We start from the raw sequence: 13,357 nt of genomic DNA, 5'->3' as shown, positions 1-13,357 counted from the left end.
ATCTTAGGGCGCGCTTAAGGAAGGGATCGGGACCGATTAAAGGTGCGGACGGTCCGCACGGCACCACGCAGCCGGCGCCTGCGTACGGCCCCCCGGTGCCCGCGCCGCACGGGCGCCGCCCGGCCGTCGAGCTGGAGCCAGATGCGCACCTCGGTCCCGCCGAGCACGGAGGAGCCGATCCGCACGTCCCCGCCCGTGGACTCCGCGAGCCGGCGCACGATGTCCAGCCCCAGGCCGGTCGACCCGTCGCTGCCCGACCCCCGGCCGCGCGCCATCGCCGCGCCGGGGTCGGGTATGCCGGGGCCCGCGTCCGAGACCAGCACGATCACCGCGTCCTCGGCGTTGTGCACGTCGACCGCGAAGGCGGTGCCCTCCGGGGTGTGCCGGAAGACGTTGCCGAGCAGCGCGTCGAGGGCGGCCGCCAGGTCGGCGCGGGCCACGGGTATTCGCACCGGCCGGTCGGCGCCGGCCACCCGCCACTTGCGGCCCTCGTCCTCGGCCAGCGCCGACCAGAACCCCATCCGCTCGCGCACCACCTCGGCGGCGTCGCACCCCGCGCCGGGACCCGCCGCCGTCTGCGGTCTGGCGTCGCGGGCGGTACGGATGATGGTGTCGACCTCGCGCTCCAACTGCTCGACGGCGGCCCGGGTCTGCTCGGCGGCCGGCCCCTCGCCGAGCGAGGCCGCGTTGAGGCGGAGCACGGTCAGCGGGGTGCGCAGCCGGTGGGAGAGGTCGGCGGCCAGTTCCCGTTCGTTGGCGAGGAGCTGGACGACCTGGTCGGCCATGGAGTTGAACGCGACGGCGGCGGAGCGCAGTTCCGGCGGGCCCTCCTCCGGCACCCGGGCGCCGAGCTTGCCCTCGCCCAGTTCCTGGGCCCCTTCGGCCAGGCGCTGCGCGGGCTGCACCATGCGTACGCCGAGGCGGTCGGCGACGGCGACCGAGCCGACGATCAGCGCGGCGCCGACGGCGGCGAGCACCGCCCAGGCCGTGCCCACGCCGTTGCTGACCTCGGACTCGGGGACGTAGACCTCGACGACGGCGATCGCGCCGGAGCTGAGCGCGACCGGCTGGAGCAGCACGGAACCGTCGGGCACCTGGGTGGTGGAGGCACGCCCCAGCCTCCGTACGGCGGCGATGTCCTCGGCGGCGGCCCGCTCCGGCCCGATGTCGAAGCCGCCGGTCGCTCCGCCTGTCGCTCCGCCGGTCGCGTCACCGGCCCCACCGTCCGTGGCGTCACCGGCCCCGTCACCCTCCGTGCCCTCCCCTTCCTCCGTACCCTCCCCACCGCCCGTACCGTCCGCGGCGCCCGTACCCTCCCCGCCGCCCGTACCGTCACCGGCCGCCGGGATGTGCACGGCGATCGCCGCGTCGTCCGAGCCGGCGGAGGCGACGACGCGCTCCAGTTGCTCGCGGTCGGTGGTGATGGACAGCGCGGGGGCGACCGCCGCGGCCTCCCGCTCGGCGTTGGAGAACGCCCGGTCGCGGGCCATCTCCCGGACGACCAGGCCGAGCGGGACGGCGAAGGCGACCACGACCATCGCGGTCACCGCCAGCGACACCTTGACCAGCGCCCACCTCATCGCGGCGGCTCCGGGTCGGCGGGCGGTTCCAGCTTCACGCCGACACCGCGCAGGGTGTGCAGATAGCGGGGCCGCGCGGCGGTCTCCCCCAGCTTCCGCCTCAACCAGGACAGATGGACGTCGATGGTCTGATCGTCGCCGTAGGACTGCTGCCAGACCTCGGCGAGGAGCTCCTTGCGGGGGACGACCACGCCGGGCCGTGCGGCGAGGAAGGCGAGCAGGTCGAACTCGCGCCGGGTCAGGTCGAGCCGTACGCCGTCCAGTTCGGCCTGGCGGCGCAGCGGGTCGACGGTGAGGCCGCCCACCCGGAGCACCGTGGACGGCGGCGCTTCCCCGGCGCCGGTGCGGGCGCGGCGCAGGACGGCGGCCATCCGGGCCGACAGGTGCTCCACGGAGAACGGCTTGGTGAGGTAGTCGTCCGCCCCGGCGTTGAGCAACCGGACGATCTCCGTCTCGTCGTCCCGGGCGGTGGCGACGATCACCGGGACGTCCGTGATGCCGCGCAGCATCTTCAGGGCCTCGGACCCGTCGAGGTCGGGGAGCCCGAGGTCCAGTATCACCACGTCGAACGGGAGTTGGGCGACCTCGCGCAGCGCTTCCAGCGCGGTGCCCACGCTGCGCACCGTGTGGGCGGCGTCGGTCAGATGCCGGATGAGCGCCGAGCGTACGAACTGGTCGTCCTCGACCACGAGCACACTTGCCATGGGCGGCACCGTACGCCATACGGGCGAGACCGGTTCGGGCCTGTGGACAACTTCGTGTGCGCGACACCCGTGGGGCGGGTGGGGCAGTATGGCCGCGATGCGCAGAGGACTCGTACACGTACTGGCCTGGCTGCTCGCGACGGGCGCGGCGGTCACCCTGTCGTGGTGGGGCGTGCACACGGTCATGGCGGGCACGGCGTACGACCCGCCCCGCGCCCTGCCCATCACGGCGGTCGAGGAGACGGCACAGGCGTCGCAGTCGCTGGCGTCCTCCACCAGCCGGCCCGCGCCGTCGGACAGCCCGGCACCGACCCCCGAGTCCACCGAGACGGCCCGGACCTCCCGGGAACCGAGCCCGGAACCCTCCGGAACCCCGGCCTCCACCACCCCGAAGTCCCCCGCACCGCCCCCCACTTCAGCCGGTGCCTCTTCCGGACAGGTCAAGAGCTACGACACCAAGGGCGGCCGCGCGGTCTTCGATCTGGGTCCCGCCTCGGCGTCGCTGGTGTCGGCGACTCCGGGCGCGGGCTGGTCGATGCAGGTGTGGAAGACCCAGTCGTGGATCCGGGTGGAGTTCACCTCGGGAGCGGACCGGGTGTCGGTGTTCTGCACCTGGCACGACGGTCCGCCACGGGTGGAGATCGGGACCTACTGAGCAGCGGACCGGCTGAGCCGCCGAGCGCCGGCCGGACAGGCCGGGTCAGCCGAAGACGGAGGGCGGCGGCGCCGGGGAGGCCACCGCCACGGCGTCCGTGACGGGGACGGCGCCACCGGTGAAGTCGGTGAGCGCCTTGCCGTGTTCGACCCGGGCGGGCTGGGGGTCGGAGGCGGCGCGGCGGGTCAGCTCGGCGAGCGGCAGCGGCCGGTCGGCGGCGACCAGGACCGCGTTGCCGAACCGTTTGCCCCGCAGGACGGCCGGGTCGGCCATGACGGCGAGGTGCGCGAACCGGGTGGCGGCGGTGGCGATCTGGCCACGCAGGTGGGCCAGGGGCGGGCCGTCGGCGAGGTTGGCGGTGTAGATCCCGTCGGGCGCGAGAGCGAGGCGGACCTCGTCCAGGAACTCGGCCGAGGTCAGGTGGGCCGGGGTACGGGCGCCGCTGAAGACGTCGGCGACGACCAGGTCGGCCTTGCCGTGCGGCATTCTGGCGAGTCCGGCGCGGGCGTCGGCGGACCGGACGCGGATGCGGGCGCCGGGGTCCAGCGGCAGTTCCCGCCGGACCAGTTGGACGAGGGCCGCGTCCCGCTCGACGACCTGCTGGGTGGACCGGGGCCGGGTGGCGGCGACGTACCGGGCGAGGGTGAGGGCTCCGCCCCCGAGGTGCACGGCGTTCAGGGGCCGTCCCGGCGGTGCGGCGAGGTCGACGACGTGCCCGAAGCGGCGCTGGTACTCGAAGGAGAGGCGGGCCGGGTCGTCCAGGTCGACGTGTGACTGCGGGGCGCCGTCGATCAGCAGGGTCCAGGCGCGGGGCCGCTCGCGGTCGGGGACCAGTTCGGCGCGTCCGCCGTCGACGTCCTCGACGACGGCTTCCCTGCCGGCCCGTCCGCGGCGGGGGTTCCTGGTCTTTCCCATACGGCCATTATCGCCGCAGCGACCGCCTGACCTGCGCCACCGTGCTACGGCGTCCCTGTACTACGGCGCCACCGCGCGCCGGAGTCCGTGTGCGGGCGCCGAGGCTCAGCGGCAGTTGTCCGCCGCCTCGATCAGCCGGGCCGCCTCGCCGAGCGCGGCGCGCAGGACGGCCGGGTCGGTCGCGGTGTCCGTCTCCTCCGGCGGCAGCAGCCAGCCGGGGCCGCGCACCGGGGTCCGCGGGCCCAGGGGCACGCCCCGCTCCTCCGTCCCCGTACAGGTGCTTCCGGGTACGTCCCAGGCGGCGGCGGTGCCCGGCGGCACCAGGAAGCCGAGGGTGTCGCGACCGTCGTCGTGCAGAACCGGACCCACCGCCTCCGCGGCTCCCCGTCTGAGAATGTCGACGGCTTCCAGCCCTTGCCGGGTCGGCACGGTCACGACGTCACAGGCGTCGCTCGGGGCCTGGGGGTCGCTGATCCGACTGGTCTCCATCCCGGTCTCCATCCCGGCCTCCACCACGGAACACTCCACGGAAAACTCCTCGGACGAGCAGACGGACCGGGAGGCAGGCCCCGGTCCACGGGGTTCAACGCGCCGGACCGGTATCGGCTACGGCGTGATTGCGCCACAAAGAATGGCACTTCATGGCAGATCGTGGAGGGCTTATCCGCTTTTGTACTCAAACGGTGCGTGGCGACCCTGTCACAGACGGTACTTTCATATCGCCGGACACGAGGCAGCCAAAGGGAACATTCCCGGCAAGTCACCCTGGGTCCGGCTGGGTTCGACGGTTCGTACGGGAGGACCGGCCATGACGTCGTCGACGGTGACCCCACCCCAGCCCGACCGGCCACCGCGGCCGAACCTGGTCTTCCGCCAGTTGCGCGGCCGGCGTTCACCGGCCGAGTTCGCGGCGGCGGTGCGGCGGGCCGCGCGCGAGATCGGCGAGCGGGTCAGCTGTGACGCGCGGTACGTCGGCCGGGTGGAGACGGGTGAGATCCGCTGCCCCAACTACGCGTACGAGCGGGTGTTCCTGCACATGTTCCCCGGCCGCACGCTCACCGACCTGGGGTTCGCGCCCCGTTCGTCGGTCCGCGGCCGGCACGCGCGTACCGGTGCGGCCACGGCTCCGGCGGGCCCGGCCCGGACAGCCGCGGCGCAGGCGGGCCGCGTGGACCCTGGCCGGGCGGACGCGGACCGTGCGGCGGCGGCGCCCGTCCGGCCGTACGACCCGGGAAACCCGTACACCCACGACGACCACGAGGAGAGCGACGTGCTGCGTCGCGCATTCATGAGGGGCGGGACCGTCACGGTGGCCGCCGCCTCGCTGGGCCCGCTGGGGCTCGCCCTGGACGCCGCGGCGGCCGAACGCCCGGTGCGCCGCTGCGGGGCGAGCGACGCCGGCGCCCTGGAGGAAGCCGTCCGCCGGATCCGGCTGCTCGACGACCGGCACGGCGCCGACGGACTCTACCGGCGCGCGGCGGCTCCGCTGCGTGCCGCGTACGCGCTGCTGGACGCCGGTGCGATGCGGCAGGCGACGGCGGACCGGCTCTACGCGGGCGCCGGTGAACTGGCGCTCTCCGTGGGCTGGCTGGCCCATGACTCGGGGCGCTTCGACGACGCCCGCTCCCACTACGCCGAGGCGCTGGCGACCGCCCGGATGACCGGGGACGCGGCCCTGGAGGCGCACGCCTTCTGCAACACGGCGTTCCTCGCGCGCGACGCGGGCCGGCCCCGGGAGGCGGTCCGGGCCGCGCAGGCCGCGCAGCGGGCCGCACGGGGGCTGGGCTCCGCCCGGCTGATGTCGCTGCTGGCTCTGCGGGAGGCGGGCGGCTGGGCGGGGCTGGCCGACCGGGTCGGCTGCGAGCAGGCGCTGGCCCGGGCCCAGGCCCTGTTCGACCGGGGTCCGTCCGACACCGACCCCGAGTGGATGAGCTTCTACGGCGAGGCCGAGGCGGAGGGGCTGGAGGCGCAGTGCTGGTCCGCGCTGGGCGACTGGCCGCGGGCCGCCCGGCACGCGCGCCGGGCGGTCGAGCTGCAGGATCCGCACTTCACCCGCAACATCGCCCTGTACTCGGCGGAACTCGCCGACGACCACGCCCGGGGCGGCCGCCCGGACGCGGCGGCCGCGGCCGGACTGCGGGTACTGGGCCTGCTCGGGGAGGTCCAGTCCACCCGGGTCCAGCGGATGCTGGCGGGCACGGCCCGGGTTCTGCTGCCGCATCGCCGGACGAGAGGAGTCGCCGCGTTCCTGGAACGCCACGCGGCGCTGCCCCGCACCGCGTGATCCGACGGCCCCGGGACCCGGCGGAACCCGTCACCCCGCCAGGTGGCCGATGTCGTTCCAGTTCTCGACGGCCGGTTCGCCGTAGGCCCAGCCGAGTACCGACAGGGACGTCGGGTTCAGGCGTATGCGGGCCCCGAACTCCAGCGGCAGGCCGAGCCAGCGGGCGCCGATCGACCGCAGGATGTGGCCGTGGGCGAAGACCAGGACGTCACGGTCGGCCTCCCGGGCCCAGGCGACGACCTCGTCCGCGCGCGCGGTGACGTCCGCCGTGCTCTCCCCCTCCGGGACACCGTCCCGCCAGATCAGCCAGCCCGGCCGGACCGCCTGGATCTCGGCCGGCGTCATTCCCTCGTAGGCCCCGTAGTCCCACTCCATGAGCGCGTCCCAGTGCCGCGCCCGGTCGCCGAAGCCGGCCAGTTCGCACGTCTCACGCGCGCGTACCAGCGGGCTGGTGCGCACCTCGGCCGCGGGCAGACCGTCGAACGGCATCCGGTGCAGCCGCTGTCCGAGCAGCTTGGCGCCGCGCCGGCCCTCCTCCAGGAGGGGCACATCGGTCCGGCCCGTGTGTCTGCCGGACAGCGACCACTCCGTCTGTCCGTGCCGGGCGAGCAGGATGCGCGGTGCCATGAAGCGGCCTTTCGGGGTGAATGGCGGGTGAATGCGAGGTGCAGCCCTTCCATCATCGCGTACGCCGCGCAGGGGCAACCCGGGGGGCGACCATGACGTCTTCCAGGGCCGGGGGTGCCCCGCGCCGCGGGTCCCCACCGCCGTAGAGTGACACGCCCGGAACCGGCTGGTGTCCGGGGCGGGACGCGAGGAAGAAGAAAAAGAAGAGGACGAAGGGGAGGGCGATCGGATGCCGCGCGCCGACGCACCAGGCACCGAGACGGCCCCCCGGGCCCGTCCGCGCTGGTGGACGGAGCTGCCGCTGATCCTCCTCGTCTACGCCTGCTACTCGGCCGGCCGGCTGCTGGTGCGGGGCGACGTCTCCGACGCCGTCGACCACGGCCTGGCCGTCCTGCGCGTGGAGAAGGTGCTCCACCTCAACGCGGAACACCCGCTGAACCGTCTCTTCACCCGCGAACCCTGGCTCGGCGTGCCCGCCGACTTCTGGTACGCGTCCCTGCACTACCTGGTGACGCCCCTGGTGCTGGTCTGGGTGTTCCGCTCCCGCGCGGTGCGCTACCGCGCCGCCCGGACCTGGCTGCTGACGTCCACGTCCATCGGTCTGATCGGCTTCACGGCGCTGCCGACCTGTCCGCCCCGGCTGCTCGCCCCGGCCCACGGTTTCGTGGACACGATGGCCCACTACAGCGCGTACGGCTGGTGGGGCGGTGAGGCGAGTGCGCCGCGCGGGCTGGGCGGGATGACCAACCAGTACGCCGCGATGCCGAGCCTGCACGTCGGCTGGGCGCTGTGGTGCGGGGTGCTGCTGTGGCGGTTCGGCTCCACGCGCGCGACGCGGGTGGCCGGCGTGGTCTACCCGCTGGTGACCACGGTCGTGGTGATGGGCACCGCCAACCACTACCTGCTCGACGCGGTCGCGGGCGCGGTGGTGATGGGCGCGGGACTGGTGCTCACGCCGTACGTCCTGCGCGGCGCGGAGCGGGCGCGCGACGCGCTCACCGCCGTACTCGCCCCGGTGGCCACCGCGTTCCCACGGCGCTCCGCGGGCTCGGACTCCCCTGTTGTCAGTGGGGGGTGCGAGACTTCCGCGGGTGAGCGATTTCCACGCCAGCGCGACGAGCGGCTCCGGCCCGGAGCCGGGCCGGACGCCTCCCCCGCGGACACGGGAGACGGCGCTCCGGCACCGGCTCGCTGAGCTGCGCGGCCCCGACGTACCGCCCAAGGCCCTGGACGCCCGCGCCCTGGCCGCCCTCGCGGCCAACCCCGGGTGCAGACGGCGCGCGATCCTGGACGGCGCCGGGGTGGACAAGACGAGCCTGGCGAGCGCGCTGGGCGCGCCGTCGGTCTTCGGCCAGTCCCAGTTCGCCTTCGTGCGGGGCAACGCGTTCGAGGCCCGGGTCAAGGCGGACGGCGGCGCGGAGCTGCTGCGGCTGGTGCACGAGAAGCTGGACCGGGGCGCCGAGCCGCCGCAGGACACCCGGGCGCCCGATCTGGCCGCCGACGGCCCCCGGGGGCGTACGGCGCGCACGGAGCTGGCGCTGCGGGAGGCCACCGGGGCCGCCGCGTGGACCCTCCTCGACCATCCGATGCTCGCCCTGGACGTGGCCGGTTCCCCCGCCTTCCTGGAGCCGGACGCGGTGGTGGTGCACCCGGACGGCAGCTGGACGGTCGTCGAGATCAAGTCGTTCCCGGTGCTGGACGGCTCGGCGGACCCGGCGAAGGTCGGCGCCGCCGCCCGGCAGGCCGCGGTGTACGTGCTGGCGCTGGAGGAGCTGGCGGCCCGGCTGCGGCCCGCCCCGCGCGTGCGCCACCGCGTCCTGCTCGTCTGCCCCAAGGACTTCTCCAACCTGCCCACCGCCGCCGCCGTCGACGTACGCAAGCAGCGCGCGGTGACCGGCCGGCAGCTGGCCCGGCTCACCCGGATCGAGGAGATCGCCGACGCCCTGCCGGAGGGCACGTGTTTCGCCCCGGACCGGCCGGCCGAGGAGCTGACGGCGGCGGTCGAGGCGGTCCCGGCGGCGTACGCGCCCGAGTGCCTGTCCGCGTGCGAGCTGGCGTTCCACTGCCGTGCCCGGTCCCGGGCGGCCGGCGCGGTGACCACCCTCGGCCGGCAGGCGCGGGCCGAGCTGGGCGGGCTGGCGACGGTGGACGACGTACTGGCGGCGGCCGACGGCGCGGCCGGGGACCCGGACGACCCGGCGGTGGCGGCGCTGCGCCGGGCGGCGCAGCTGCGGGCCGAGGCGCTGGGGACGCGGGCCGGGACCCTGGAGGCGGCATGTCGCTGATCGGCACGCTCGCCCGACTGGAGGCGGTGCATGCCGGCCGCGCGCAGCCGGCCGCCACCGTCCGGCACCGGCACCTGTCCGACCGGCCCCTGGTCCTCGTCCCGCTGGTCACGGCCGGCGAGGTCGGCGCCCCGCTCGGCGCCCTGGTCGGTACGGACCGCGACGCCCCGCGCCTGCTGGTCGTGCCGCAGCCCCGCGACCGCGACCTGCGGTTCGGGTTCCTGGCCGAGCTGGCCGACGTCGTCCTGCCGCACATCGACGCGTACGCCGACGCCGTCGAGGCCGCCGAGCGCACCGAGACCGACCCGGAGACCGGCAAGCGGGTCAAGGTGGAGGTCGAGCTGTGCGCGGACGCCGCGCAGCTGGTGGTGCCGAGCCGCGCGGGCATCGACCTGGTCCGCCTGCTCGGCCGCTCCATGCGGTTCCGGCGTACGGCCGACCAGGACCCGGAGTCCCCGCACCCCGCGCCGCCCCGGGTGCCGCTGCTCGGCCGCTGGCTGACCCACTACGGCGAACGCGCCCGCGTCCCCGGCTCCTCGCTCCTCCTGGCCATGACCGACCTGCTGGGCCGCCACTGGGCGACCGGTCAGTCCACCCTGGAGGACCAGCACCTCGGCGCCCTGCTGGCCTGGATCGACCCCCCGGAGGGCACCTCCGGTGCCGAGGCCGCGCTGCGGGCGGAGCTGGCCCGGGACGCGGACGGCCAGCTGCTGTGCCCGCCCGCGGGCCCGGCCACCGACCCGGCGTTCGACAACGGACTGCTCGCCCCCGCCATCGAGCGCTACGACCGGGCCCGCACCGCGCTCGCCGCCGCCGAGGACGGCCTGGAGGCCGACGAGCGGTACGGCGCGGTGAGCGCCGCCGAGCGGGAGATCCGCGACCTGGTGCTCAGCCGTACACGGCCCACCTGGGACGCGGTGTGGCACGGCCTGGACCTGCTGCGGCGGCTGCCCGCCGGGGCGCACGTCGAGGAGCGGTGGACCCGCGACCGCTGGTCGTTCACCGGGCACCGGGACCGGATCGTCTCCGGCGAGCCCCCGCAGCCGCGCCGCGACGACGCGGTGACGGCGGCGAACAAGCTGGCCACCCGGGAGCGCGAGCAGGCCCGCCTGGACGCCCAGGAGGCCCTGGACGACCCGCTGGTGATGGCGGGGCGGCGGCTGGCCGGGGAGGCGTTCACCGGGGAGGTCGTGGACGTGGTCATGGCCCACAGCGAGGGCAAGCGGCCGAGCCCGCGCCCGCTGGTCACCGTCCGCACCGACGACCGGCCGCAGCTCGCCGAGCGGGTCAAGGTGTACCGGTCGCTGGGCGGCAAACCGCAGGCCGCCGAGTACGTCGAGCAGGCCGGGGAGGGTGTCTTGGTACTGCGGATCGTCGACAAGATGGGCCGCGGCAAGGAACCCGAGGCCGGGTCCGTGCCCGAGAAGGGCGACCGGCTCTGCTTCACCCTCTTCGAGCACGAGCAGCGCGGCGGCGCGAAGCTGCCCGACGCGGAGGCGACGCCGTGGACCCACGGCGGGCCGCCGGGCGAAACGGCCGCCGTACCGGAAACCCCCGACCCGCTGACCGAGGAGGACCTCCTGTGACCACCGAGGCGCTCCCCGCCACCGGCGGTCCGGCCACCGGCGGTCCCGCCACCGGAAGTCCGGCCGCCCCCTTCGACCCGGGCGCCGCGGCCACCCGTGCCACCGACGCGATCCTCGCCGACACCCTGCACGGCACGCACCGCGGCGTGGTCGTCGACTCCCCGCCGGGCGCCGGCAAGTCGACGCTGGTCGTGCGGGCGGCGCTGGAGCTGGCCGAGGCGGGCCGCCCGCTGATGGTGGTCGCGCAGACCAACGCCCAGGTCGACGACCTCGTCCTCCGCCTCGCCGAGAAGAACCCCGAGCTGCCGGTGGGCCGCCTGCACAGCAGCGACGCCGACCCGTACGACAAGGCGCTGGACGGGCTGGACAACGTACGGAAGTCGGCGAAGGCCGCCGACCTGGCCGGGCTGGCGGTGGTGCTGTCGACGGCCGCGAAGTGGGCGCACGTGAAGGTGGACGAGCCGTGGCGGCACGCGATCGTCGACGAGGCGTACCAGATGCGCTCGGACTCGCTGCTCGCCGTCGCCGGCCTGTTCGAGCGGGCGCTGTTCGTGGGGGACCCCGGGCAGCTGGACCCGTTCTCGATCGTGGGCGGCGAGCAGTGGGCGGGCCTGTCCTACGACCCGTCGGCCTCCGCCGTCACCACGCTGCTCGCACACAACCCGGACCTCCCCCAGCACCGCCTCCCCGTCTCCTGGCGCCTCCCGGCGTCGGCGGCGCCCCTGGTCTCCGACGCGTTCTACCCCTACACGCCCTTCCGCAGCGGCACGGACCACGGCGACCGCGCCCTCTCCTTCGCCGTCCCCTCGGACGGTTCCGGCCCCGACCGGGTGATCGACGAGGCCGCCGCCTCGGGCTGGGGCCTGCTGGAGCTGCCCGCCCGGCACACCCCGCGCACGGACCCGGAGGCGGTGGGGGCGGTGGCGGCGGTCGTCCGGCGGCTCCTGGACCGGCAGGGCGCGGCGGTCTCCGAGCGCTCGGCGGACCCGGCGCCGCTCACCCCCGGCCGGATCGCGGTCGGCACCGCCCACCGCGACCAGGCGGCGGCGGTGCGCGCCGCGCTGGCCGGCCTCGGTGTCACCGGCGTCACCGTCGACACGGCCAACCGGCTCCAGGGCCGGGAGTACGACGTGACGGTCGTCCTGCACCCCCTCTCCGGCCGCCCCGACGCCACGGCGTTCCACCTGGAGACCGGCCGCCTGTGCGTCCTGGCCTCCCGGCACCGGCACGCGTGCGTGGTCGTCTGCCGCGCGGGCGTCGACGAACTCCTGGACGCGTATCCGTCCACGGAGCCGGTCCAGCTGGGCACGACCGTGAAGTTCCCCGATGGGTGGGAGGCGGTGATGTCCACCTGGGAGCACTGGTCCGGACACCGGGTGGCCTGGCGGCCCTGACACCGCCCGTGGCCGGCGCGAGGCACTCTTGCGTGGGCGCGGGACAATGGACGGTGGCCCACTCCCCACCGGGTCATGTGCGACGTACGAGGAGGAGAGACATGGCGGAGCCCACGCCGCGTCACCACGAACCGCGGCTACGCCCCGCGCCCCTGCTCTTCGAGCCCGCGGCGGCCGCCGCCGACCCGGAGCACTTCTTCGATCTGGAGTCGATCGACGACCCGCGGCACCTGCTGGAGCGGGCGACGGAGCTGACCCACGCGTTCCGCGCGGCGGCGGACCGGGCGGTGGAGTTCCAGGCGATGGCTGCGGCGCAGCTCGCGGACCCGCGGCGGTTCGACCGGCTGACCACCGCGGACATCGCGGAGCGGGCCGAGTGGACCGAGGACTACGCCAAGAAGATGGTGGAGTTCGGCCGGGACCTGATGCGGGGAGGGGAGAGCGGCCTGGGCCCCGCCGAGTCGGTCTGAAACGACGCACGACAACGACGAACGGGCGCACGGCACACGGCACACGGCACACGGCAGCCGAACGAGGCGAAGAGCGAGAGGCATATGCCAAGGGAGTGGGCAAGATACCTCCCCGGTCCGCCCCCTGTCCCGCGTTCCGGCAACCCAGGGAGACCGATCCCTCACAGCCGGTAGACATGTCCCCCATGAGCAGCCCTCCGCACATCTCCCATGTCACCCCGGCCGGTGCCGCCTGGCTGGCCTCCGCCGCCGCCCGTCCGCACGACACGCTCGCCTTCTGGGCCGAGCGGCCCCAGGCCCCGGTGGTCCTGCCGTGCGGCTCGGCGTTCGACGTCGTGAGCGCCCCGGCGATGTTCGGACGCCGGATGCTGGACCGGATGTGGGCCGAGGGCCCCGGCTCGGGGCCGGTGGCGGAGTGCCGCGGCCGGATACTGCTCTTCGCCGTGCCGGGCACCGCGCAGCGGCTGCCCTCGCTGCTGGCGTGGGAGGAGTGGGGGACACGCGGGCGGTCCGCCGGTGACAGCCGTACCGGTGCCGTGCCGCCCCTGCTCTGCCACGGCACCGGGGACACCGTGACCGTCCCCGCGCCGGCCGGTTCCGCCCGGTCGTCCGCCCGCTGGCTGGTCGCCCCGGACACCCGCCGGCCCTGGCTGCCCGGCCCCGAGGTGCTGCTCTGGGCGGCGGTGCGGGCGGCCCGCGCGGCCGTGCGGATATCGATTTTTCCTCCCGCCGAGGTGGGTGCTAATGTCTACGACGTCAGCAGGCGCCGCTAGCTCAGTTGGTTAGAGCAGCTGACTCTTAATCAGCGGGTCCGGGGTTCGAGTCCCTGGCGGCGCACAGACAGTGAAAAGGCCCTC

General features: G+C 75.2%; 13 protein-coding genes and 1 tRNA gene. 9 read left to right on the top strand and 5 right to left on the bottom strand.

The features are described 5' to 3' along the window. Window positions 1-14: 14 nt before the first annotated feature. Both ACZ3IG_RS01050 and ACZ3IG_RS01045 read right to left on the bottom strand, forming a co-directional pair. Window positions 15-1,580, bottom strand: coding sequence for a sensor histidine kinase (locus ACZ3IG_RS01050; protein ID WP_467427815.1), 1,566 nt, complete (start codon window positions 1,578-1,580; stop codon window positions 15-17). Beyond that, the gene (locus ACZ3IG_RS01045; RefSeq protein WP_467427814.1) at window positions 1,577-2,284 is read right to left on the bottom strand and encodes a response regulator transcription factor; all 708 of its coding nucleotides are present in this window, start codon (window positions 2,282-2,284) and stop codon (window positions 1,577-1,579) included. Before ACZ3IG_RS01045 ends, ACZ3IG_RS01050 begins: the two co-directional genes overlap by 4 nt. Before the next feature lie 97 nt (window positions 2,285-2,381). Here ACZ3IG_RS01045 and ACZ3IG_RS01040 point away from each other — a divergent pair, with 97 nt between their 5' ends. Beyond that, a complete protein-coding gene (locus ACZ3IG_RS01040; RefSeq protein WP_467427813.1) occupies window positions 2,382-2,939 on the top strand; it encodes a hypothetical protein in 558 nt (185 codons plus the stop codon). Between the two features lie 45 nt (window positions 2,940-2,984). Here the strand turns inward: ACZ3IG_RS01040 and ACZ3IG_RS01035 are convergent, their stop codons facing one another. Continuing rightward, a complete protein-coding gene (locus tag ACZ3IG_RS01035; RefSeq protein ID WP_467427811.1) occupies window positions 2,985-3,854 on the bottom strand; it encodes a spermidine synthase in 870 nt (289 codons plus the stop codon). Window positions 3,855-3,959: 105 nt separating this feature from the next. Beyond that, the gene (locus ACZ3IG_RS01030; RefSeq protein ID WP_467429144.1) at window positions 3,960-4,343 is read right to left on the bottom strand and encodes a hypothetical protein; all 384 of its coding nucleotides are present in this window, start codon (window positions 4,341-4,343) and stop codon (window positions 3,960-3,962) included. Window positions 4,344-4,662: 319 nt separating this feature from the next. Between ACZ3IG_RS01030 and ACZ3IG_RS01025 the strand changes: the two genes are divergently transcribed. Then, on the top strand, window positions 4,663-6,138 hold the full coding sequence (locus ACZ3IG_RS01025; RefSeq protein ID WP_467427810.1) for a hypothetical protein: 1,476 nt from the start codon (window positions 4,663-4,665) through the stop codon (window positions 6,136-6,138). A gap of 30 nt (window positions 6,139-6,168) precedes the next feature. Here the strand turns inward: ACZ3IG_RS01025 and ACZ3IG_RS01020 are convergent, their stop codons facing one another. Next, window positions 6,169-6,765, bottom strand: coding sequence for a histidine phosphatase family protein (locus ACZ3IG_RS01020; protein ID WP_467427807.1), 597 nt, complete (start codon window positions 6,763-6,765; stop codon window positions 6,169-6,171). A gap of 229 nt (window positions 6,766-6,994) precedes the next feature. On the opposite strand from ACZ3IG_RS01020, the gene ACZ3IG_RS01015 reads away from it, so the two are divergent. From ACZ3IG_RS01015 to ACZ3IG_RS00985, 7 genes are all read left to right on the top strand, one after another. Further along, on the top strand, window positions 6,995-7,960 hold the full coding sequence (locus ACZ3IG_RS01015) for a phosphatase PAP2 family protein (RefSeq protein ID WP_467427806.1): 966 nt from the start codon (window positions 6,995-6,997) through the stop codon (window positions 7,958-7,960). Further along, window positions 7,857-9,050, top strand: a complete 1,194-nt coding sequence (locus ACZ3IG_RS01010) for a hypothetical protein (RefSeq protein ID WP_467427805.1) — start codon at window positions 7,857-7,859, stop codon at window positions 9,048-9,050. The genes ACZ3IG_RS01015 and ACZ3IG_RS01010 overlap by 104 nt, the downstream gene beginning before the upstream one ends. Continuing rightward, entirely contained in the window at window positions 9,041-10,636 is a 1,596-nt protein-coding gene (locus ACZ3IG_RS01005; RefSeq protein WP_467427803.1) for a hypothetical protein, read from the top strand. Before ACZ3IG_RS01010 ends, ACZ3IG_RS01005 begins: the two co-directional genes overlap by 10 nt. Before the next feature lie 110 nt (window positions 10,637-10,746). Next, window positions 10,747-12,030, top strand: coding sequence for an AAA family ATPase (locus ACZ3IG_RS01000; protein ID WP_467429142.1), 1,284 nt, complete (start codon window positions 10,747-10,749; stop codon window positions 12,028-12,030). Between the two features lie 101 nt (window positions 12,031-12,131). Next, on the top strand, window positions 12,132-12,500 hold the full coding sequence (locus ACZ3IG_RS00995) for a hypothetical protein (RefSeq protein ID WP_215167742.1): 369 nt from the start codon (window positions 12,132-12,134) through the stop codon (window positions 12,498-12,500). 185 nt (window positions 12,501-12,685) lie between these two features. Next, window positions 12,686-13,273 carry a bifunctional DNA primase/polymerase gene (locus ACZ3IG_RS00990; protein ID WP_467427800.1) on the top strand — a complete coding sequence of 196 codons (588 nt, stop codon included), beginning with the start codon at window positions 12,686-12,688 and terminating at the stop codon, window positions 13,271-13,273. Next, window positions 13,264-13,337: transfer RNA gene (locus ACZ3IG_RS00985), tRNA-Lys, on the top strand. Before ACZ3IG_RS00990 ends, ACZ3IG_RS00985 begins: the two co-directional genes overlap by 10 nt. Window positions 13,338-13,357 lie beyond the last annotated feature (20 nt).

The sequence above is a fragment of the Streptomyces sp. NPDC016677 genome, from assembly GCF_055562815.1.
Note: the sequence above shows the minus strand (reverse complement) of the source record. Positions and strands in the feature narration are given on the sequence as shown.

What these genes read in the sequence shown, in the direction of transcription:
- ACZ3IG_RS01050 (WP_467427815.1), bottom strand. Translation starts at nt 1,580, where the DNA reads ATGAGGTGGGCGCTGGTCAAGGTGTCGCTGGCGGTGACCGCGATGGTC.
- ACZ3IG_RS01045 (WP_467427814.1), bottom strand. Translation starts at nt 2,284, where the DNA reads ATGGCAAGTGTGCTCGTGGTCGAGGACGACCAGTTCGTACGCTCGGCG.
- ACZ3IG_RS01040 (WP_467427813.1), top strand. Translation starts at nt 2,382, where the DNA reads ATGCGCAGAGGACTCGTACACGTACTGGCCTGGCTGCTCGCGACGGGC.
- ACZ3IG_RS01035 (WP_467427811.1), bottom strand. Translation starts at nt 3,854, where the DNA reads ATGGGAAAGACCAGGAACCCCCGCCGCGGACGGGCCGGCAGGGAAGCC.
- ACZ3IG_RS01030 (WP_467429144.1), bottom strand. Translation starts at nt 4,343, where the DNA reads ATGGAGACCAGTCGGATCAGCGACCCCCAGGCCCCGAGCGACGCCTGT.
- ACZ3IG_RS01025 (WP_467427810.1), top strand. Translation starts at nt 4,663, where the DNA reads ATGACGTCGTCGACGGTGACCCCACCCCAGCCCGACCGGCCACCGCGG.
- ACZ3IG_RS01020 (WP_467427807.1), bottom strand. Translation starts at nt 6,765, where the DNA reads ATGGCACCGCGCATCCTGCTCGCCCGGCACGGACAGACGGAGTGGTCG.
- ACZ3IG_RS01015 (WP_467427806.1), top strand. Translation starts at nt 6,995, where the DNA reads ATGCCGCGCGCCGACGCACCAGGCACCGAGACGGCCCCCCGGGCCCGT.
- ACZ3IG_RS01005 (WP_467427803.1), top strand. Translation starts at nt 9,041, where the DNA reads ATGTCGCTGATCGGCACGCTCGCCCGACTGGAGGCGGTGCATGCCGGC.
- ACZ3IG_RS00995 (WP_215167742.1), top strand. Translation starts at nt 12,132, where the DNA reads ATGGCGGAGCCCACGCCGCGTCACCACGAACCGCGGCTACGCCCCGCG.
- ACZ3IG_RS00990 (WP_467427800.1), top strand. Translation starts at nt 12,686, where the DNA reads ATGAGCAGCCCTCCGCACATCTCCCATGTCACCCCGGCCGGTGCCGCC.